We start from the raw sequence: 19382 nt of genomic DNA on the forward strand, positions 1-19382 counted from the left end.
GGCGGGTGCGTCCGGGCGGGTGCGTCCGAGGGGGTACGGCCTTCGGGGCGAGGCGGGGCGAGGCGGACCGAGACGAAGGATGTCACCGGCGAGACCCGGGAGCGCGCGCAAGGAATCACGGACGCCCTACGCCGCGACGCGTCCTGACTGTGCCTGCCCGGGGTCCCACCCCGCAATGGTGGGCCCCCGGGCGGTGTCGTGCGGTGCGTCCAGGGGGCGCGGGCGGCCGCTGTCGTTCTCGCCGATGGATCCGGTCCGGTGTTGCCTCGGGCGGCATTCGGTCCGCTCCTCTGGATGCGGTCGGCGCGCGGGCGCGACAGACTGCGAGAAGGCGGGCGCCGGTCACCCGCAGCGCACGAGGACCCGGCGAGGTCGGGCCCTGCGCCGAAGACCGCCGGGCGCAGGGGTTCTGCGGTTCTGGCCGATGCGAGGCCACGATCCCGCACCGCTCGTTCCGGCCGCACGGCACGCCCGGGGAGTTCCGGGTGAGAGCGCACAACGTTCCACGGCCGTGCACCGCGCGCTGGTGGTGCTCCGGTGCGCTCTCCCGTCGGCGGACACGCCGGACTACGTTCGGCCGGAGGAGGCAGCCATGGTACGGCGATGCGTGCCGGCGCTCGTTCTCGGCGGGGTGTGGTGGTGGGCCGTGCTGCGGCTGGTGCTGGAACCGGCCCATGCCGGGCTCGTCGAGGGCGCGGTGGCGGCCGGCGGATGGGGCTTGAGCCTGTTGCCCGTGCACGCCGCCGCAGCGACACGGCGGACGGGGGCGGGTGCGGCACCTGTGGCCGCGGACCGGTGGTCCGGGCTCAGGGAATGGTGCGCGGACCGGTGGTCCGGCATCGCACCGAGCGCTGCTGCCCGGTGGCCCGGGGCCGGGGTGCGAGGCGTGGCCCGGCCGGTCGGGACGGGGCGTGCTGCCCGGTGGGCGGGGGCGGTGCTGCAGCGTGCCGCCACGGTCCGGCGGGCTACCAGGGCATGGTGGCGCCTCCGTTCGGGCGAAGGATCTGACCGGTCATGAAGGCCGACGCGTCGGAGGCGAGGTGGAGCACGGTATGGGCGACGTCCTCGGGACGGCCGACCCTTCCCAGGGGCGACATCCGCGCCACGGCGGCCTCCGCCCGGTGCTGCCGTTCCGCGTCGTGGCGGGCGGTCATGGGGGTACGGATCCAGCCCGGGGCGACGGCGTTGACGCGGATGGACCGCGGTCCCAGCTCGGTCGCGAGGGTCCTCGTCAGCTGGACGACCGCCGCCTTGGCCGCGCTGTAGCACAGCAAGCCGGGGCTCGCGGCGTCGACGGCCCCCGAGGCCATCGTGATCAGTGAACCCGGCGCACCGCGCGTGATCATGCTCCGGGCCACTTCCTGGCATGCGTACAGCACGCCCTTGAAATTGACGGCGAGAACGCGATCGAGGTCGTCGTCCGAGGTCTCCAGAACGCTGCCGGTATGCATGATCCCGGCCACTGCCGCCAGGATGTCGAGATCGCCCGCGGCGGTCACGGCCGCCCCGACCTGGGCGCGGTCGGTGACGTCGAGGGAATGGACGAGGGCCGTCCCGCCGGCTCCCGTGATCAGGCCGTGGGTCTCCAGCAGGCCGCGCTCGTCACGGTCCGCGCAGTGCACGGTGGCGCCCGCTGCCGCGAGAAGGACCGCGCTCGCCCGGCCGATGCCGCTCGCCGCGCCGGTGACGAAGGCCGAGCGGCCCGTGAGGTCGTACCCGGTGAGGGCCATGAACGGACGGTACGACCTGATCTGACGATGCGTCAACAAGTGGGGGCGGGCGGAACTCGGTGGCCCGTGTCCGGTGGCCGGGCGGTGCTGTCGCCCCGTCCGCGCGATGCGCCGGGCGCGCGGGGCGACGGCCCGTCGTCGCTCACCCGGCCGTCGTGTTCGTGGGTCCGGCCTGGCACCGCGGGCACCAGTAGGTGGGGCGGGCGTTCTGGTCGGCGGTGCGAATCGGTGTGCCGCAGCGAAGGCAGGGGCGGCCGGTCCTGCCGTAGACCCAGAGCCGTTCGTTCGTGCCGTACCGGAGAAGGACCCCGCCCGTGCGGGCACGCGGGTTCGTGCCGGTCGTGGTCGTGCGCACGGGGCGGTCGCGGTTGGCTTCGAGGAGTTGCCCGGCCGTGGTGACGAGACGGGCGGCGGTGGGGGCGGCCAGGTCACCGACGGGGAGCCAGGGGGTGGCACGGGCGAGGAAGCAGAGCTCCGCCTTGTAGATGTTGCCGATGCCGGCCAGATTGCGCTGGTCGAGGAGGGCTTCGCCGAGCGGTCGGGAAGGGTCGCCGAGCAGATTGCGCAGGGCGGTGCCGGGGTCCCAGTCGGGGCCCAGGAGATCGGGGCCGAGATGGCCGACCGCCCGCGCCTCTTCCCGCGTGCGGAGGAGTTCGAGGACCGGCAGTCGGTAGCCGACGACCGTGTGGTCCGTGTTGGCGAGCACGGCACGGATCTGATGGGCGGGGCCGCCGCGCCAGCGTTCGTCCGGGGCATAGACCCGCCAGGCGCCGTCCATCTGCAGATGACTGTGGAGGGTGAGGCCGCCCTCCAGGCGGGTGAGGAGATGCTTGCCGCGCGACGTGACGTCCAGCACCGTCCGTCCGGTCAGGTCGGCCGTGGCGAACCGGGGAACGCGCAGGTCGCAGTGGGTGAGGACCCGGTCGGCGAGCGCGGCGTGCAGACGTGAGGCGGTCTGGTGGACGGTGTCTCCTTCGGGCATGCCTCCATGGTGCGACGTGCGCGGTGCACTCGCGCTGCGCTCGTGGTGCGGGAAAATGGGCCCGCGGGGCACGGGACGGAGAGTGCGCGGCGGCCGGGAAGGGGGTCAGGCGCGCAGCCGGAGCCCCCTGGGCGTTGCCAGGAACCCGGCCGCCTCCAGGGCACGGCCGAGCGGTGACGTCAGGGACGGGGCCCCGTTGGCGCGCTCCACCGTGACCGTGCCGAGCGTCCCCGCGCGGGCGGCGTCCGCCAGCGCCCCGGCCGCCGCGGCGAGCGCGGGGTCCTCGGGGCCGGTGGGCCAGACCAGGAGTGTCTTGCCGCCACGCTCCATGTACATCGCCAGTTCGCCGTCGACCAGAACCACCAGGGCTCCCGCCTTGCGACCCGGTTTGTGTCCGGCGCCGTCCGGTGGCTCCGGCCAGGGCAGCGCCGCTCCGTAGGCGTTGGCCGGATCCGCCGCCGCGAGGACCAGGGCGCGGGGTGCGGCCCCCGGTTCCGCGCGGTCGCGGGCGGTGGACGCGGCTCGCAGCCGGTCGACCGCGCCGTCCATCGCGAACTGGGCCGCGCCCAGCCCCTCGACGACGTAGCCGCGCCGTGCCTGTCCGTTGTCCTCGAACGCGGAGAGGACGCGGTACGCGGCGGAGAAACCGCCCTCCACACCCTCGGCCTGCACCGCGCCACGCGTCACGACCCCATGGCGGTCGAGGAGGGTGCGCGCCAGGGCGTGCGCGCGGTGGGTCGGGTCGGGCTCGGCGGTGGGCAGCAGGGACCACCGGCCCGAAACGGTGGGCGGGCCGGTGCGGGACACGGGACGTGCGGAGGCGGTGAGCGAGCCGTACCGCCCCCGGGGGACGTTCCGTCTGGCGCGGTGGGCGGTCGAGCCCGCCGTCCGGCCGGAACCGAGGAGCGCCCGCAGCGGGGCCAGTGTGTCGTTGGTGAGCCGGCCCGACCACGCGAGGTCCCAGATCGCGTCGGCGAGTTGCGGATCGGTGCAGTCAGGATGTGTTGTGGCATGGACCCGGTCGGCGATCTGCCGGAAGAACAGGCCGTATCCGCCGCTCAGGACCTCCAGGATCGATGCGTGCAGCGCGGTGAGTTCGAGGGGGTGCGGGGGCGGGAGGAGCAGGGGCGCACTGTCGGCGGGGTAGAGGGACAGCCAGCCGTCCTTGCCGGGCAGCGCCCCTGCCCCGGCCCAGACGACTTCACCGGTGGTCGTCAGCTCGTCCAGCAGCGCCGGGGTGTAGCCGGTGACCCGGCTCGGGAGAATCAGCTTCTCCAGGGCCGACGCCGGGACCGGCGCACCCTGCAACTGCTCGATGGCACGGGCCAGTCCGTCGATTCCGCGCAGGCTGTTGTCCCCCAGGTGCTGCCACTGCGGGAGGAAGCCCGCGAGCGCGGCGGGCGGTACCGGTTCCAGCTCGTGGCGGAGCGCGGCGAGCGAGCGACGCCGCAACCGGCGCAGGACGGTGGCGTCGCACCATTCCTGACCGATACCCGCCGGGTGGAACTCGCCCTGGACGATCCGGCCGGTTGCGGCGAGGCGCTGGAGCGCGCCGTCCGTGACCGCGGTGCCGAGGCCGAACCGGGCGGCGGCTTCCGCGGAGGTGAACGGACCGTGGGTGCGGGCGTACCGGGCGAGGAGATCGCCGAGGGGGTCCTTCACCGGCTCGGTGAAGGCCTCGGGGACGCCGACCGGGAGGGCCGTCCCCAGGGCGTCGCGCAGCCGCCCCGCATCCTCGATCGCCGCCCAGTGGTCCGTGCCGCCGATCCGGACCCGGATGGCCCGGCGTGCGGTGGACAGCTCCGCGGCCCACCCCGGCCGGGCACCCCGCTCGGCCAGCTCCGGGTCGGTGAGCGGGCCGAGGACCCGGAGTACGTCGGCGACCCCTTCGACATCCTTGACCCGGCGGTCCTCGGCCAGCCATTGGAGCTCGCGCTCCAACTCGGTCAGGACGTCGGCGTCGAGCAGCTCGCGCAGCTCCGCCTGGCCGAGGAGCTCCGCCAGCAGATGGGAATCGAGGGAGAGCGCGGCCGCCCTCCGCTCGGCAAGGGGCGAGTCGCCCTCGTACAGGAACTGGGCGACGTAACCGAACAGGAGCGAGCGGGCGAAGGGCGAGGGCTCCGGGGTGGTCACCTCGACCAGCCGGACCCGGCGTGCTTCGAGGTCGCCCATCAGTTCCGTCAGTCCGGGAACGTCGAAGACGTCCTGGAGGCATTCGCGGACCGCCTCCAGCACGATCGGGAACGATCCGAACTCGGAGGCGACCTGGAGCAGTTGGGCGGCACGCTGACGCTGCTGCCAGAGCGGGGTGCGCTTGCCGGGGCTGCGGCGCGGCAAGAGCAGCGCACGGGCCGCGCACTCGCGGAACCGGGAGGCGAAGAGAGCCGAACCGCCGACCTGGTCGGTGACGATCCCGCCGATCTCGCCCGGATCGAACGTCACATCCGCCGCACCCACCGGCGGTTGATCGCCGTCGAAGGGGAGGTTCGGCGTGGGCGACGGGGGTTGGCCGGGATCCTGCCCGGGATCGAAGTCCAGCAGGTCCAGGCCCATCAGATCGGCGTCGGGCAGCCGCAGCACGATCCCGTCGTCGGCATGCATCACCTGAGCGTCCATGCCGTACCGCTCGGCGAGGCGGGCGTTCAGTGCCAGCGCCCACGGGGCATGGACCTGCGCGCCGAACGGCGAGTGGACGACGACCCGCCAGTCGCCGAGCTCGTCACGGAACCGCTCCACGAGGACGGTCCGGTCGTCCGGTACGTGACCGCAGGCGCGGCGCTGTTCGTCGATGTACGACAGGGTGTTGTCCGCCGCCCAGGCGTCGAGACCGGCGTCGAGCAGGCGTCGGCGGGCCTCCTCCTGCGGCATTCCGCCGATCTCCCGGAGGAACGCGCCCAGCGCACGCCCGAGCTCCAGCGGACGGCCCAGCTGGTCGCCCTTCCAGAACGGCAGCCGGCCGGGAACTCCGGGGGCGGGCGAGACCAGGACCCGGTCGCGGGTGATGTCCTCGATCCGCCAGGACGTGGTGCCCAGCGTGAACACGTCGCCGACCCGGGACTCGTACACCATCTCCTCGTCCAGCTCACCGACCCGGCCGCCGCCCTTCCTGGGGTCGGCGCCGGCGAGAAAGACCCCGAAGAGCCCGCGGTCCGGGATGGTCCCGCCGGAGGTCACGGCGAGCCGCTGGGCGCCCGGACGGCCCGTGACCGTACCGGCCACGCGGTCCCAGACCACACGCGGGCGCAGCTCGGCGAAGGCATCGGACGGGTAGCGGCCGGCCAGCATGTCCAGCACGGCGGTGAACGCCGACTCGGGCAGGGACGCGAAGGGGGCGGCGCGGCGGATCACGGCCAGCAGGTCGTCCACCTGCATGGTGTCCAGGGCGACCATGGCGACGAGCTGCTGGGCCAGCACGTCCAGGGGGTTGGAAGGGATCCGGAGCGCCTCGATGGACCCTTCGCGCATCCGCTCGGTCACCACGGCCGCCTGCACCAGGTCGCCCCGGTACTTCGGGAAGACCACGCCGGTGGAGATCGCGCCGACCTGGTGTCCGGCCCGGCCGACGCGCTGCAGGCCGGAGGCTACCGAGGGCGGCGATTCCACCTGGATGACCAGATCGACCGCCCCCATGTCGATGCCCAGCTCCAGGCTGGAGGTGGCCACCACGGCCGGCAGCCGACCCGCCTTGAGGTCCTCCTCGACCTGGGCGCGCTGCTCCTTGGAGACCGAGCCGTGGTGCGCTCGGGCGAGCAGGGCCGGAGCGCCCTTCGCCGCACCGGACTGGGCCATGATCTGGGCCGGGGACTGCGCCTCCGGCAGGGGTGGGGCGGGGTCGTGATCGCCGGGCACGGTGCCGGTCGCGCGCTCGTACGCGATCTCGTTCAGCCGGTTGCACAGCCGCTCGGCCAGGCGGCGGGAGTTGGCGAAGACGATGGTGGAGCGGTGCTGCTGGACGAGGTCGACGATGCGTTCCTCGACGTGGGGCCAGATCGACGGCTTGTCCCCCTGGCCCGCCCCGTCGGTGTCGGTGGCGGGGGAGCCGCCGAGCTCGGCCAGATCCTCGACCGGCACGACCACCGACAGGTCGAACCGCTTGGTGGCGGGCGGCTGGACGATCTCCACCCTCCGCTGCGGCGAGAGGAAGCGCGCCACCTCGTCGACCGGGCGGACCGTGGCCGACAGCCCGATCCGCCGGGCCGGCCGGGGAAGCAGCTTGTCGAGGCGCTCCAGGGAAACGGCGAGGTGGGCACCCCGCTTCGTACCGGCCACGGCGTGCACCTCGTCGAGGATGACCGTCTCGACGCCGGACAGCGCCTCGCGGGCCGACGACGTCAGCATCAGGAACAGCGATTCGGGTGTGGTGATCAGGATGTCCGGCGGGCGGGTCGTCATCGAGCGGCGCTCGGCGGCCGGGGTGTCGCCGGAACGGATGCCCACCCGGATCTCGGGCTCGGGCAGCCCCAGCCGCACCGACTCCTGGCGGATGCCGGTCAGGGGCGAGCGCAGATTGCGCTCGACATCGACCGCCAGGGCCTTGAGCGGCGAGACGTAGAGCACGCGGCAGCGCTTCTTCGCCTCGGCCGGGGGCGGCACGGACGCCAGGCCGTCCAGCGCGGCGAGGAACGCGGCAAGGGTCTTGCCCGAGCCGGTCGGCGCGACGACCAGCACGTCCGAGCCCTCGCCGATCGCGCGCCAGGCGCCCTCCTGCGCGGCGGTGGGCGCGCTGAAGGCTCCTGCGAACCAGCCGCGGGTCGCGGGAGAGAAGGAGTCGAGCACCGATCCGGCCATGTCCCCCATCGTGCACCCCGCCACTGACAACGGCCCCGACGGCCACCGGCGAGGTCGTCCGGCACCTGGGAGAATGCCTGCATGGCGGTGGTGCCGGAGCCGGGGTCCGGGGAGTGGGCGAGGTACTGGCAGTACGCGGATCTGCCGGACCTCGATCTGCTGCGTGCCCGCTACGTGCGCCACACCTTTCCGCGCCACAGCCACGAGGGGTATGTCCTCGGCACCATCACCCGGGGAGTGGAGGACGTCGGGCTGCCGGGCGGCACCGTCCACGCGGGCCCCGGCGTCGTCGTCATGATCAATCCGGAGGTTCCGCACACCGCCCGGGCGGGTGTCCCGGAGGGCTGGGTGTACGCCACGCTGTACCCGTCCGCGCAGGTGATCAACGACATCGCGGCCGAGACGACGAGTCTGCGCGGCACCGTCGCCTTCACCGAGACGGGCGTCGTGGACCCGTACGCGGCCCGGCTGATCGGCGAGGTCCACCGGGCCGCGGAGGAGGGCAACGCGCTCGCCGCCGACACCGTGCTGCGCGCCCTGGTCGCGCGCCTGCTCGGTCGGCACGGCGGTGTACTGCCCGCCCGCGCGCCCCACTCGGCCGGTGCCCGTGACGCGGCACGCGCCCGGGACGTGCTGGAGGGCAGGATGGCGCGGCCGCCCACCCTGGAGGCGCTGGCGGCGGAGCTCGGCACCAGTCCGTTCGCGCTGCTGAGGGCCTTCAAGAAGCGGTACGGGATGCCCCCGCACACCTGGCTCACCGATGCCCGGGTGCGCGCCGCGCGCCGGATGCTCGACGCGGGGAGGCCGCCCGCGGAGGCGGCCGCCGAGGTCGGCTTCACCGACCAGCCGCACCTCAACCGCCACTTCACCCGGATCGTGGGAGTGCCCCCGGGCGCGTACCAGCGCGAACGTGCAAGAACGTACAAGACTGGTCCGGATCTCGACACGTAGCGTCCCGGATGTGACAGAACAGATATCGCTCTCGGCGAGCCACGGCGAGGCAGCGGGAACATGCGGTGACCGGACCGGGGCCGCACAGATCCGGCCGGACGCGGCCGGACCGAAGCCGGACGTGGCCGTCGTGCGTGACGCACTCGGCGTCGGGACGGCCGTCGGACTCTCCGGTTTCGCCTTCGGCGTGACCGCGGCCGGTTCCGGTCTGGGTCTGCTGCAGACCTGCGTGCTCAGCCTCGCCGTCTTCACCGGTGCCTCACAGTTCGCCCTCGTGGGCGCGCTCGCGGCGGGCGGCAATCCGTACACCGCGGCCGCCGGGGCCTTCTTCCTGGGCATACGCAACGCGTTCTACGGCCTGCGACTCTCGCAGCTCCTCGCGCTCCCGCGCGCGCTGCGCCCGTTCGCCGCCCAGTGGATCATCGACGAGACGACGGCGGTGACGCTGCCGCAGCCCACCCGGCGGGCCGCGCGGATCGGCTTCGCCGTCACCGGACTCACCCTCTACGTGCTGTGGAACCTGACGACCCTGCTGGGTGCGCTCGGCGCCGACGCGCTCGGCGACACCGATGCATGGGGCCTGGACGCGGCCTCGCCCGCGGTCTTCCTCGCGCTGCTCGCGCCGATGCTGACGAGCACGACGGAGCGCGTCACCGCCGCCGTCGCGGTCCTGCTCGTGCTCGGGTTGCTGCCGGTACTGCCCGCGGGCGTCCCCGTCCTGGTGTCCGCGCTCGCCGCACCCGTCGTCCTCTTCCTGACGGGGCGCGGGAGGGGAACGCTCCCCGGCACGACCGGGTCTGCGACGACGAGTGCGACCACGGCGGAGGCAGAGGCGGAGGCGGACCGATGAACGTATGGATCGCCATAGCGCTGACCGCCGTCGGCTGCTACCTCGCCAAACTGGTCGGGCTGCTGGTGCCGGCGGCCGTGCTGGAGCGCCCGCTCACGCGGCGGCTCGCCGTGCTTCTGCCGGTGGCGCTGCTGGCCGCGCTCACCGCGCAGCAGACGTTCGGTGACGGGCAGCACCTGACCCTGGACGCCCGGGCCGCGGGGCTCGCCGCCGCGGCACTCGCCCTCGTCCTGCGCGCGCCCTTCCTCGTGGTGGTGGGAGCAGCCGTGGTTGTCACGGCCGTGGTGCGCGCTCTCGGGCCGACCCTCTGGTGAGGTGCGGCACCTGCCGTGAGGGCCGGGACGTCCCGGCCCCGGGCCGGATCTCTCGCTCGTCCGCGTTCGGTGCGTGCGCCCGGCGTACGTTCCCGCCCGATGCCGCCGCCGTTCGGGCCGAGGAGGGGGCGGAGGGCGAGGAGCAGCGAGGGCGGCGGCCCGGACGCATGGGGCGTCCGGTTCCCGCCGTTGCTCATGGCCCGCTGCTCACAGCTCGTTGCTCACAGCTCGTTGCTCATTGCCCGATGCCCGATGCCCGATGCCCGACGCCCGACGTCCGTCGGTCGTGGTGATGGGCCCGGGTTCAGTCGATGTCGCGTCCGTGGGCCCGGAGGGTCAGGAGGGCCTTGAGGGTCACGAGGGGGCGGCCCTCCAGAGCCGTTCCCGGTGCCCACTGGCGCCAGTACACCGGCCAGCCACCGTCCTCCTGCTGCTCGGCCACGAGATGGTCGAGCGAGCGCTCCAGTTCCTCGTCGGTGAACCAGGCGCGTGCGAGCGATTCGGGTGTGCGGGCGTAGTCGTAGGGGAAGTGCTGTTCGCCCGGCGCGTAGCCGGCCGCCACCGGGTACTCGGCACGCCTCTCCGGATCCAGCACGACGAGTCGCTGCTCGCGGACCAGCCGCCCGAGTCGGTCGGCCGCCGCCTCCGCACGTGCCCGGTCCGGAGCTCCGTCCAGGAACGCGATCGCCGCCTCGATCTCGTAGGGATGCGACCGGTCCAGGGCGTCGACCGCCGTCCAGCAGAAGTCGGTGGCCCGGAACAGCCAGGCGTGCCACACCGCATTGCGGTGCAGGAGCCCGACGACGGGGCCGGTGGCCAGCAATTCCTCGGGCGGGTCGTCGACGATCGGGATGAACGGTGCGGCCGGGTAGCCGCGCTGCGTCGTCAGCAGTGCGGGGAGCGCCCCTTCCTTGGTCGACACATCGGTCAGGAAGCGGCAGATCCGCTCGACCCGCAATCCGCCGCAGCGGCCGATGGAGTCGAGGACGCTGAGGGCGTGCGCGGTGTGCAGCGGCTGACTGACGGGGCCGCGCAGATCGGGTTCGAGAGCGTGGCCGTATCCGCCGTCCTCGTTCATGTAGGCGGCGAGCGCGGTCTCGACGGCGTCGGCGCTCCCGTTCAGGAAGTGGTGGGCGAACCGCCGCTGCTCCAGGACGCGGGCCGTGAGCCAGATGAACTGCTCGGCACGATTGAGGGGACTTGTTCCGGTTCCAGCCATGGACCGACCGTAGGGCGGTAAGCGCTCTCGGCGAGCCGTAGCGGCCGGGCTGCACTCTCAGGAGCGGGATACTGAGGGCATGCGGTTGACGATTTTCTGGGAACGGATGGCGGACCACTTCGGTGCGGCGTACGCCGACTCCTTCGCACGCGATCATGTGATGGCCGAACTCGGCGGGCGGACGGTGCATCAGGCACTGGCCGAGGGCTGGGAGACGAAGGACGTCTGGCGCGGTGTCTGCGCGGCGGTCGGCATCCCCGCCGACCAACGCTGACTCCGTTCCGTCACCGTTCGGACCCGTGCTGTCGGTCGGGGCGGGCAGTTGTTTTCCGTGAGGTAGGTGAGACTGGAGCGGTGCCACCTGCAGACGAGACAGCCCAGATCCAGCCACTTCCCACTTCGCCCACTCCGCCCGACCCGCCGACCGCTCCGTCCGGCCGCCCGGCCCGAATGCCCGTGTGGCTGCCGCGCGCCATGGTGCTCGCCCTGGCTCTCTACGCCTGCTTCCGGCTCGGCAGCTGGGCGTTCGACCAGCTGATCGGGCTGCTGATCAACGTACTGATCGCGTTCTTCCTGGCGCTCGCCATCGAGCCCGCCGTGAGCCGGATGTCGGCGCGCGGGATGCGTCGCGGCCTCGCCACCTTCCTGGTCTTCCTCGTCGTGCTGGTGGCCGCCACCGGCTTCGTGGTCCTGCTCGGTTCGATGCTCGCCGGTCAGATCGTCGACATGGTCGAGGAGTTTCCCAAGTATCTGGACTCGGTGATCAACTGGATCAACCAGAACTTCCGCACCGAGCTCTCCCGGGTCGAGGTCCAGGACAGCCTGCTGCACTCGGACTGGCTGCAGAAGTACGTCCAGAACAGTGCGAGCGGGGTGCTCGACATATCCACCACCGTGCTCGGCGGGCTGTTCCGCCTCCTGACGATCTCCTTGTTCTCGTTCTACTTCGCCGCCGACGGGCCCCGGCTGCGGCGCGCCCTGTGTTCGGTGCTGCCGCCCGCCAGGCAGGCGGAGGTCCTCAGGGCCTGGGAGATCGCGGTCGACAAGACCGGCGGCTATCTCTACTCGCGCGGCCTGATGGCACTCATCTCCGGTATCGCGCACTACATCGTGCTGGTGATCCTCGACGTTCCGTACGCCCCGGCACTCGCCATCTGGGTCGGACTCGTCTCCCAGTTCATCCCCACGATCGGTACGTATCTGGCGGGCGCCCTGCCGATGCTGATCGCGTTCACCGTCGACCCCTGGTACGCGGTGTGGGTGCTCGGCTTCGTCGTGGTCTACCAGCAGTTCGAGAACTACGCGCTGCAGCCCAAGCTCACCTCCAGGACCGTCGACATCCACCCGGCGGTCGCCTTCGGTTCCGTCATCGCGGGCACGGCGCTCATGGGGGCCGTGGGCGCGCTGATCGCGATCCCTGCCGTCGCCACCCTCCAGGCGTTCCTCGGGGCCTATGTGAAGCGGTACGACGTGACGGACGACCCACGGGTGAACGGTCGCACGCAACGTGGCGAGGCGCTGCTCACGCGGGTGCGCCGGTCCTGGCGGTCGGGCGGTGAGGGCGACGGGGCCCGCGACGGCCTGGCCGGGGAGGAAGGCCGCCCGGAGCGCGCCTGACCGCGCCGGGGCGCCGCGGCCGCGCCGTTCCGCGCCCGCGTCGGGCCTGCGCCGCGTAGTGCCTGCGTCGTTCCGTGCCCGCACCACGTCGGGCCGAGGCCGACCGTGTCGACGTCGGGTCCGGCCGCGGAGCGGCGGCGGGAGGCGGGGCCGGTCCGGCGTGGTGCGCTTGACACTAAAATCGAACATCCGTTCTTATGGGATTCCGGCCGGGGCTCCCGGGTCCCGATCGCGGAGTTATCCACAGGCCGGGAGGACGTCGAGGCCCATTGTCAGTGGCAGGGGTTAGCGTCTTTGACGTGAAGCGATCGACTCAAGCAAATCGGGTGGAACCCATGGCAGGAACCGACCGCGAGAAGGCGCTGGACGCCGCACTCGCACAGATTGAACGGCAATTCGGCAAGGGCGCGGTGATGCGTCTCGGCGAGCGGCCGAACGAGCCCGTCGAGGTGATTCCCACCGGATCGACCGCGCTCGACGTGGCCCTCGGGGTCGGCGGCCTGCCGCGCGGCCGTGTGGTGGAGGTGTACGGGCCGGAGTCCTCCGGAAAGACGACGCTGACGCTGCACGCCGTGGCGAACGCGCAGAAGCTCGGCGGTTCGGTGGCCTTCATCGACGCGGAGCACGCCCTCGACCCCGAGTACGCGAAGAAGCTCGGTGTCGACATCGACAACCTCATCCTGTCCCAGCCGGACAACGGCGAGCAGGCCCTCGAAATCGTGGACATGCTGGTCCGCTCGGGCGCACTCGACCTGATCGTCATCGACTCCGTCGCCGCGCTCGTGCCGCGCGCCGAGATCGAGGGCGAGATGGGCGACTCGCACGTGGGTCTGCAGGCCCGTCTGATGAGCCAGGCGCTCCGCAAGATCACGAGCGCGCTCAACCAGTCCAAGACCACGGCGATCTTCATCAACCAGCTGCGCGAGAAGATCGGCGTGATGTTCGGTTCGCCCGAGACCACGACGGGTGGCCGGGCGCTCAAGTTCTACGCCTCGGTGCGCCTCGACATCCGCCGGATCGAGACGCTGAAGGACGGCACCGAAGCGGTGGGCAACCGCACACGGGTCAAGGTCGTGAAGAACAAGGTCTCGCCGCCCTTCAAGCAGGCCGAGTTCGACATCCTCTACGGCCAGGGCATCAGCCGCGAGGGCGGTCTGATCGACATGGGCGTGGAGCACGGCTTCGTCCGCAAGGCGGGTGCCTGGTACACCTACGAGGGCGACCAGCTCGGCCAGGGCAAGGAGAACGCCCGGAACTTCCTCAAGGACAACCCCGATCTTGCCAATGAGATCGAGAAGAAGATCCTGGAGAAGCTCGGTGTCGGAGTGCGGCCGGACGACAGCGCGGCCGAATCCGCTGCCGGCGCGGCGAGCGGTGCCACGGCCCCGGCCGACAATGCGAAGCCGGCTCCTGCCGCGGCGGGCAAGACCAAGGCTGCCAAGGCTGCGGCGGCCAAGAGCTAGGCCGTGACACGTCGAACGGAATGGCCGGTCGGTGGCACCGAACCGGGCGCCCGTCCCGGTCCGCAGTCCGACGCCGGGCATACCTCCGGGGTTGTGGCCGGGGGCATGCACGGGCCGGAGTCCGGGGGCGGCCGCAGTGCCGGCGAAGGGGTGGGGCGTCGCGCCCGCACCCGTTCCAGAAGCAGCGGTTCCCCCTCCTCGTCGAGGGCCGAGCAGGGGGAACCGCGAGACCCGGTCGAGCAGGCCCGCACCATCTGTCTGCGGTTGCTCACCGGGAGCCCGCGTACCCGGAAGCAGCTCGCGGACGCCCTGCGCGCGCGGGAGATCCCGGATGAGGCGGCCGAGGAGGTGTTGTCGCGCTTCGAGGACGTCGGGTTGATCGACGATGCCGCCTTCGCGGACGCCTGGGTGGAGTCCCGGCACCACAGCCGCGGGCTCGCCCGCCGGGCGCTTGTCCGCGAGCTGCGCACCAAGGGGGTGGACTCCGCCGTGATCGACGAGGCGGTGGGGCAGCTCGACCCCGAGCAGGAGGAGGCGACTGCTCGCGACCTGGTGGCCCGCAAGCTGCGCTCCACCCGCGGCCTGGACCGTGACAGGCGACTGCGCCGCCTCGCGGGCATGCTCGCCCGCAAGGGGTACGCGGAGGGCATGGCCCTGCGCGTGGTGCGTCAGGCGTTGGAGGAAGAGGGAGAGGACACGGAGGGGCTGGACGAGCCGTTCTGATCAGGGTGTTTCCGTGGCGGTTCGCACGGCGATGGAGCCGCGGACGCCGTGCGAGCGGGATGCGGCAGTGCCACATCCGGACCCGCGGTGGTCATGGCTCCGCGAGTGGCGGAGGTTCGTACCCGCGGAGCTTCCTCGCGTCCGGGTCCCGGACCCGGGGCGCGCCGCCCGCCATGGCATCGGCCCACCGGATGGTGGAGTGGGGGTCAGACCTCGGCGGTGGCCTGCTCGGGCGCGGCGCCGACGTTCCTGCCGTCCCCGTTCGAGGCGGCCCGGACGGCCGGAATTACGCTCGCGACAGCCGCCGCGACGAGTGCGATGCCACCGCCGATGATCAGGCCGGTGCGGAAGCCGCTCTCGGACGTGAAGGTGTGGCCACCCATGGTGACGGTCATCTGGGAGAGGACCACGCCCATCACGGCGGCGCCGACCGAGGTGCCCAGTGAACGCATGAGGGAGTTGAAGCCGTTGGCGGCCGCGGTCTCGGAGAGCGGCACCGAGCTCATGATCAGTGCCGGCATCGCACCGTAGGCCAGGCCGACACCACTGTTGATGACCATGAGCGCCAGCATGAAGCCCCACGCGGAACCCATCAGCGCGAGTGACAGGCCGTACCCGGCGGCCAGCACCAGCACGCCGCAGATCAGGGTGAACTTCGGGCCGCGGGCGTCGGTGAGCTTTCCGCCCAGAGGCGAGACGATCATCATCATGACGCCGCCCGGTGCCATCCACAGGCCGGCGGCGAGCATGGACTGGCCCAGCCCGTAGCCGGTGGCCTCCGGGAACTGGAGCAGCTGTGGCACCACCAGCATGCTCGCGTACATCGCGAAGCCGACGAAGACGGAGGCGATGTTGGTGAGCAGTACCCGCGGGCGGGCCGTCGTGCGCAGGTCGACCAGCGGATCACGGGTGCGCAGCTCCCAGGCGCTCCAGGCCGGCAGGATCACCGCGGCGGCGATGAACAGCCCCAGGGTGGTGGCGGAGCCCCAGCCCCAGTCGGCTCCCTTCGACACGGCGAGCAGGAGGCAGATCAGCCCGGCGCCCAGGCCGGTCGCGCCGAGGCCGTCGAAGCGCTGACCCCTGGCGGCGGCCGGGACGTCGGGAATGAAGAACCAGATCGCCGCGGCGATCGCAGCGGCCAGAACGGTGGAGCCCCAGAACAACACGCGCCAATTGGCGTACTGCGCGACCGCCGCCGCGATCGGCAGACCGAGTCCGCCGCCGATGCCCATGGAGGCACTCACCAGCGCGATGGAGGAGCTGAGTTTCTCCACCGGCACCACATCGCGCAGCAGGGCGATACCGAGCGGCACCATGCCCATGCCCATGCCCTGGAGCCCACGTCCGATGATCATCGGCACCACGGACGAGGCGAGGGCGCATACGAGCGAACCGGCCACGAGCGGTACGGAGCAGGCGAGGAGCATGCGGCGCTTGCCGACCAGGTCGCCGAGACGTCCGCAGATCGGTACGCAGATCGCGCCCGCCAGCAGGGTGACGGTGATGACCCATGCCGCGTTCGACGGCGTGGTGTGCAGGATCTCGGGCAGCTCCGCGATGAGCGGCGTGACCAGTGTCTGCATGATCGCCGCGGTGATTCCGGCGAGAGCCAGCGTGGCGACCACGCCACCCGTGCGGGCCGTGGGCTGGGGGGCGTCCATTCGGGACTCCATAAGGTGAAGGGAGACTTCCGGGGTGTGTCCACGCGCCCGGAGCCATAAGTAAACAACTGCTTACATAGACGCTAGGGCAAGCCCGGGCCTGTGGTCAACAACTGTTTACACAGCGGCGCGATCGGACGTACCGTTCGGGCGGAGAGGAAAGTCATGCAAGCCAGCGGTTCCCAGGCCGGTCCCACACCACCGGCGACAGCGGCCGACGCCCCGTCGGCGTCCCGGCGGGGGAGCGGTGCCAGGACCCGTGGGCTGCTGCTCGACTCGGCCCGCCGCCGTTTCGCGCACGACGGATACGCGGCCACCACCGTGCGCGACATCGCCGACGACGCGGGCGTCAACGTCGCCCTCATCAACCGTTACTTCCAGTCCAAGGAAGGTCTCTTCGAGGCATGTCTGAAGGCGGTCATCGACGAACTGGTCCACACCACGGGCGCGGTGGGCGACCTGGGGCGTGCGCCGGAACGGATCGGCAGCTACGCGGCGGGTCTTCTCGCCTCGGACGACCACAGCGACGCCCTGCTCCTGCTGCTGCGTTCCTCCGGCGACGAGCGGACCGAGCCGATGCGCACCGGCCTGTTGCGCACGTTCAGCGAGCGACTCGCCTCGGCGGTCGGCCGGGAAGCCGGCGAGCCCGCCCGGGACGAACTCCTTCTGCGTGCCCAACTCGTGCTGTCCGTGGCCTTCGGGGTCACGGTGCTGCGCGCCTCCCGCGGCTTGGAGCCACTCGCGTCGGCCACCGAGCAGGATCTTGCCGGGCCGTTGAGCGACCTGGTCGACGCCCTGCTCACCGGGCGGCGCTGAGGCGCCGTCGGGCCGCGCCGGGCCGCGCCGGGACGCGACCGGGCGGGGCCGGGACGCGGCGCACGGCCGTGCCGCCACCCCGGCCGCCGCGGGAAGCGGTGCGGCCGGGGCGGGCCGGGGAATGGGGCGCTGCTCACTGCCCGGCCAGGGCGGCCCGGGCGATGGTGGCGTCGATCAGGGCGAGCGCTTCCTCCGCGGTGCGGCCCGGGCAGCGGTTCCACGGTCCGATCAGGTCGGTCCAGCCCCGGGAGCGGAGCTCGGTGATGATCCAGGCGCCCGCCCGGTCCACGGTGTCCAGGGAGCCGTAGCCGAGCCGGTGCGCGGTGAGAAGGGCGCCGCAGACGCAGCGGGCGCCGCGGGCGTTGCGCAGGCGGTACGGGGTGTTCTGCCAGCCCCACTCCGTCAGGACGCGCCGCGCGTGGGCGAGATGGGTGGACGGCCGGACATCGGGCTGCCCGATACGGCGCCAGGTGTGGAGCCGGTCGGGAAGGATCGCGCCCAGCTTTCCGGGGAGGGGCCGCTCGCGCGGCGGGGCCGTCGGCAGGGCGCGCACGGAGTCGGCGATGAGCTGATCGACCGGTACGGACAACAGCCCACGCCAGCCCTCCGGCCGACAGCCCGGAGACGGGTCTGTGGCGACGGAGGGCGGAAGCAGGTGTTCCGGTTCGTCGGCGGTGAGTTCCCAGCCGGAGACGATCCGACGCCATGCCTCGGTGTCATGGAGGCGAGCGGCCTGCACATCGAGCTGGTCGGGGGTCGGGAGAGGGGCGGGGATGCGGGTGCGGACAGGAGCGGGGGTGGGGCTCGACATGGCGCGGCCTCCGTCACGTGTTCGGCGTTGAGCCGAATGTCGGTCGCGCACGGAGATCGCTCCACCGGAGTGCGGCATTCGGGTGTGTCGTCGCGGATTCGGGGGATCGGCGACGAGGATTCCTCGACCGCTCCTTCCCCGGTCGTCACACGCGGGCGGGGGCTCGCAGGTGTTCGCCGCCCGGCACGGGCGGCGTCGGCCGGTCACATGCGGACGGGCAGCGGTCGCCCGGTCCGTCACACCTGTACGGGCAACGGTTTTCCGGCCGGTGACACGTGGACGGGCAGCGGTCGCCCGGCCGGTCACACCTGTACGGGCAGCGGTCTTCCGGCCGGTCACACCCGTACGGGCAGACCCGCCGCGCGCCACGCCTGGAAACCGCCGATCAGGTCCGTCGCCCCGTGCAACCCCAGTCGTCGGAGGGACGCGACGGCGAGGCTCGACGCGTAGCCCTCGTTGCAGACGACCACGATCCGGAGATCGTGGCTCACCGCCTCCGGGGCCCGATGGCTTCCCCGTGGGTCGAGCCGCCACTCCAGCTCGTTGCGTTCGACGACCAGTGCCCCCGGAATCAGCCCGTCACGATTCCGGAGCTCCGCGTAGCGGATGTCGACGAGCAGCGCTCCGGCCGCGAGCGCGGCAGCGGCCTCCGCAGGGCCGAGTCTGACGAATCCGGCCCGGACCCGTTCCAGCAGCTCATCGATCCCCACCGGCTCCGGCCCGCGCTCGTGGCCGCCGCTCATTGCCAGTCCTCCGGACCTTCCACCTGTTCCAGCCGGAGCACGACACCGGACCGGCTGAAGCGCCGGATCCGCGGCAGCGGCGGATAGTACGCGTGGACGGAGACGGCGTGTTCGGTGGCGGACTCGTTCAGTACCTCGTGGACGTGGTGGCGACCGAATGCGCGGCCCTGTCCGGTGGCCAGCTCCCGGGAACGGTCGATGCCGTCGGCGAGTTCGAGGGTCCGCCAGCCGTCGGCGGGCAGCCGGGCCGCGAGCGAGAACTCCCGGAGGGTGCCGGCCGCGGTGGTGAAGGCGCCGATCGAATCGGCGTGGTCGTGCCAGCCGGTGCCGGTGCCCGGCGGCCAGCCGATCAGCCATGCCTCGCTGCCTGCGGGCCCGTCGAGGGGGATCCAGGTGCGCCCTTCGGGATCGAGCGGCAGCGAGGCGACGACCGTGGCGTCGGCGGCGACACGGCGGACGAAGGCGAGAAGTTCCGCGGCCGAGGGGCCGGAATCGGGCCCGGCGGCGGAGGGGACGAGGGCAGAGGGGGAGGAGGGGGCAGACACGGAAGCCGTCCTGAGGGATTCGCACGGAGGCACGGCCGCACGGCGGAGCGCACGGCACGGCAGGGAGGGGCGAGTCAGCAGGACGGGTGACACACGCAGCCCGCGTAGCGGACGAGGTCCATATGGACCCTCCGCCACAGGCGCACATCGGTGTCGGTCATGTTCCGGA

General features: G+C 72.4%; 17 protein-coding genes. 8 read left to right on the plus strand and 9 right to left on the minus strand.

Annotated elements, in window-relative coordinates:
* Positions 1–965: 965 nt before the first annotated feature.
* From ACFC79_RS19525 to ACFC79_RS19535, 3 genes are all read right to left on the minus strand, one after another.
* On the minus strand, positions 966–1730 hold the full coding sequence (locus ACFC79_RS19525) for an SDR family NAD(P)-dependent oxidoreductase (RefSeq protein ID WP_376241708.1): 765 nt from the start codon (positions 1728–1730) through the stop codon (positions 966–968).
* Positions 1731–1872: 142 nt separating this feature from the next.
* Positions 1873–2712 (minus strand): DNA-formamidopyrimidine glycosylase family protein, encoded by an 840-nt coding sequence (locus ACFC79_RS19530; RefSeq protein ID WP_376241710.1) that lies wholly within the window; start codon positions 2710–2712, stop codon positions 1873–1875.
* A 105-nt stretch (positions 2713–2817) separates the two neighbouring features.
* Positions 2818–7500 (minus strand): DEAD/DEAH box helicase, encoded by a 4683-nt coding sequence (locus ACFC79_RS19535; protein WP_376241712.1) that lies wholly within the window; start codon positions 7498–7500, stop codon positions 2818–2820.
* A gap of 81 nt (positions 7501–7581) precedes the next feature.
* On the opposite strand from ACFC79_RS19535, the gene ACFC79_RS19540 reads away from it, so the two are divergent.
* The 3 genes from ACFC79_RS19540 to ACFC79_RS19550 all read left to right on the plus strand — a co-directional run bounded on the left by ACFC79_RS19540 (position 7582) and on the right by ACFC79_RS19550 (position 9615).
* Entirely contained in the window at positions 7582–8451 is an 870-nt protein-coding gene (locus tag ACFC79_RS19540) for an AraC family transcriptional regulator (protein WP_376241714.1), read from the plus strand.
* A gap of 88 nt (positions 8452–8539) precedes the next feature.
* On the plus strand, positions 8540–9301 hold the full coding sequence (locus ACFC79_RS19545) for an AzlC family ABC transporter permease (protein ID WP_376241942.1): 762 nt from the start codon (positions 8540–8542) through the stop codon (positions 9299–9301).
* Positions 9298–9615: an AzlD domain-containing protein gene (locus ACFC79_RS19550; protein ID WP_376241716.1), complete on the plus strand. Its 318-nt coding sequence runs from the start codon at positions 9298–9300 to the stop codon at positions 9613–9615. Before ACFC79_RS19545 ends, ACFC79_RS19550 begins: the two co-directional genes overlap by 4 nt.
* A gap of 304 nt (positions 9616–9919) precedes the next feature.
* Here the strand turns inward: ACFC79_RS19550 and ACFC79_RS19555 are convergent, their stop codons facing one another.
* The gene (locus ACFC79_RS19555) at positions 9920–10834 is read right to left on the minus strand and encodes a hypothetical protein (RefSeq protein WP_376241718.1); all 915 of its coding nucleotides are present in this window, start codon (positions 10832–10834) and stop codon (positions 9920–9922) included.
* Between the two features lie 79 nt (positions 10835–10913).
* On the opposite strand from ACFC79_RS19555, the gene ACFC79_RS19560 reads away from it, so the two are divergent.
* The 4 genes from ACFC79_RS19560 to recX all read left to right on the plus strand — a co-directional run bounded on the left by ACFC79_RS19560 (position 10914) and on the right by recX (position 14637).
* Entirely contained in the window at positions 10914–11108 is a 195-nt protein-coding gene (locus ACFC79_RS19560; RefSeq protein WP_376241719.1) for a DUF3046 domain-containing protein, read from the plus strand.
* Between the two features lie 176 nt (positions 11109–11284).
* Complete coding sequence (locus tag ACFC79_RS19565; protein WP_376241944.1) at positions 11285–12451, plus strand: AI-2E family transporter; 1167 nt, start codon at positions 11285–11287, stop codon at positions 12449–12451.
* Positions 12452–12786: 335 nt separating this feature from the next.
* The gene (gene recA / locus ACFC79_RS19570) at positions 12787–13914 is read left to right on the plus strand and encodes a recombinase RecA (protein ID WP_376241721.1); all 1128 of its coding nucleotides are present in this window, start codon (positions 12787–12789) and stop codon (positions 13912–13914) included.
* Between the two features lie 3 nt (positions 13915–13917).
* Entirely contained in the window at positions 13918–14637 is a 720-nt protein-coding gene (gene recX, locus ACFC79_RS19575; RefSeq protein ID WP_376241723.1) for a recombination regulator RecX, read from the plus strand.
* A gap of 206 nt (positions 14638–14843) precedes the next feature.
* Here recX and ACFC79_RS19580 read toward each other — a convergent pair whose 3' ends face one another.
* Positions 14844–16298 (minus strand): MFS transporter, encoded by a 1455-nt coding sequence (locus tag ACFC79_RS19580; protein WP_376241725.1) that lies wholly within the window; start codon positions 16296–16298, stop codon positions 14844–14846.
* A gap of 165 nt (positions 16299–16463) precedes the next feature.
* Here ACFC79_RS19580 and ACFC79_RS19585 point away from each other — a divergent pair, with 165 nt between their 5' ends.
* The gene (locus ACFC79_RS19585; protein ID WP_376241727.1) at positions 16464–17114 is read left to right on the plus strand and encodes a TetR/AcrR family transcriptional regulator; all 651 of its coding nucleotides are present in this window, start codon (positions 16464–16466) and stop codon (positions 17112–17114) included.
* A 133-nt stretch (positions 17115–17247) separates the two neighbouring features.
* Here the strand turns inward: ACFC79_RS19585 and ACFC79_RS19590 are convergent, their stop codons facing one another.
* From ACFC79_RS19590 to ACFC79_RS19605, 4 genes are all read right to left on the minus strand, one after another.
* Positions 17248–17925, minus strand: coding sequence for a hypothetical protein (locus ACFC79_RS19590; protein ID WP_376241729.1), 678 nt, complete (start codon positions 17923–17925; stop codon positions 17248–17250).
* 335 nt (positions 17926–18260) lie between these two features.
* Complete coding sequence (locus ACFC79_RS19595) at positions 18261–18668, minus strand: rhodanese-like domain-containing protein (RefSeq protein ID WP_376241731.1); 408 nt, start codon at positions 18666–18668, stop codon at positions 18261–18263.
* The gene (locus ACFC79_RS19600; protein WP_376241733.1) at positions 18665–19213 is read right to left on the minus strand and encodes a cysteine dioxygenase; all 549 of its coding nucleotides are present in this window, start codon (positions 19211–19213) and stop codon (positions 18665–18667) included. The genes ACFC79_RS19595 and ACFC79_RS19600 overlap by 4 nt, the downstream gene beginning before the upstream one ends.
* Positions 19214–19287: 74 nt before the next feature.
* Complete coding sequence (locus ACFC79_RS19605; RefSeq protein ID WP_336621184.1) at positions 19288–19374, minus strand: putative leader peptide; 87 nt, start codon at positions 19372–19374, stop codon at positions 19288–19290.
* Positions 19375–19382: the final 8 nt, after the last annotated feature.

The sequence above is a fragment of the Streptomyces sp. NPDC056061 genome (genome assembly GCF_042266885.1).
Lineage (GTDB): Bacteria > Actinomycetota > Actinomycetes > Streptomycetales > Streptomycetaceae > Streptomyces.

Coding starts and splice junctions, on each gene's coding strand:
- ACFC79_RS19585 (WP_376241727.1), top strand. CDS start 16,464: ATGCAAGCCAGCGGTTCCCAGGCCGGTCCCACACCACCGGCGACAGCG.
- ACFC79_RS19550 (WP_376241716.1), top strand. CDS start 9,298: ATGAACGTATGGATCGCCATAGCGCTGACCGCCGTCGGCTGCTACCTC.
- ACFC79_RS19595 (WP_376241731.1), bottom strand. CDS start 18,668: ATGAGCGGCGGCCACGAGCGCGGGCCGGAGCCGGTGGGGATCGATGAG.
- recA (WP_376241721.1), top strand. CDS start 12,787: ATGGCAGGAACCGACCGCGAGAAGGCGCTGGACGCCGCACTCGCACAG.
- ACFC79_RS19605 (WP_336621184.1), bottom strand. CDS start 19,374: ATGACCGACACCGATGTGCGCCTGTGGCGGAGGGTCCATATGGACCTC.
- ACFC79_RS19560 (WP_376241719.1), top strand. CDS start 10,914: ATGCGGTTGACGATTTTCTGGGAACGGATGGCGGACCACTTCGGTGCG.
- ACFC79_RS19535 (WP_376241712.1), bottom strand. CDS start 7,500: ATGGCCGGATCGGTGCTCGACTCCTTCTCTCCCGCGACCCGCGGCTGG.
- ACFC79_RS19540 (WP_376241714.1), top strand. CDS start 7,582: ATGGCGGTGGTGCCGGAGCCGGGGTCCGGGGAGTGGGCGAGGTACTGG.
- ACFC79_RS19525 (WP_376241708.1), bottom strand. CDS start 1,730: ATGGCCCTCACCGGGTACGACCTCACGGGCCGCTCGGCCTTCGTCACC.
- ACFC79_RS19590 (WP_376241729.1), bottom strand. CDS start 17,925: ATGTCGAGCCCCACCCCCGCTCCTGTCCGCACCCGCATCCCCGCCCCT.
- ACFC79_RS19555 (WP_376241718.1), bottom strand. CDS start 10,834: ATGGCTGGAACCGGAACAAGTCCCCTCAATCGTGCCGAGCAGTTCATC.
- ACFC79_RS19530 (WP_376241710.1), bottom strand. CDS start 2,712: ATGCCCGAAGGAGACACCGTCCACCAGACCGCCTCACGTCTGCACGCC.
- ACFC79_RS19565 (WP_376241944.1), top strand. CDS start 11,285: ATGCCCGTGTGGCTGCCGCGCGCCATGGTGCTCGCCCTGGCTCTCTAC.
- ACFC79_RS19580 (WP_376241725.1), bottom strand. CDS start 16,298: ATGGACGCCCCCCAGCCCACGGCCCGCACGGGTGGCGTGGTCGCCACG.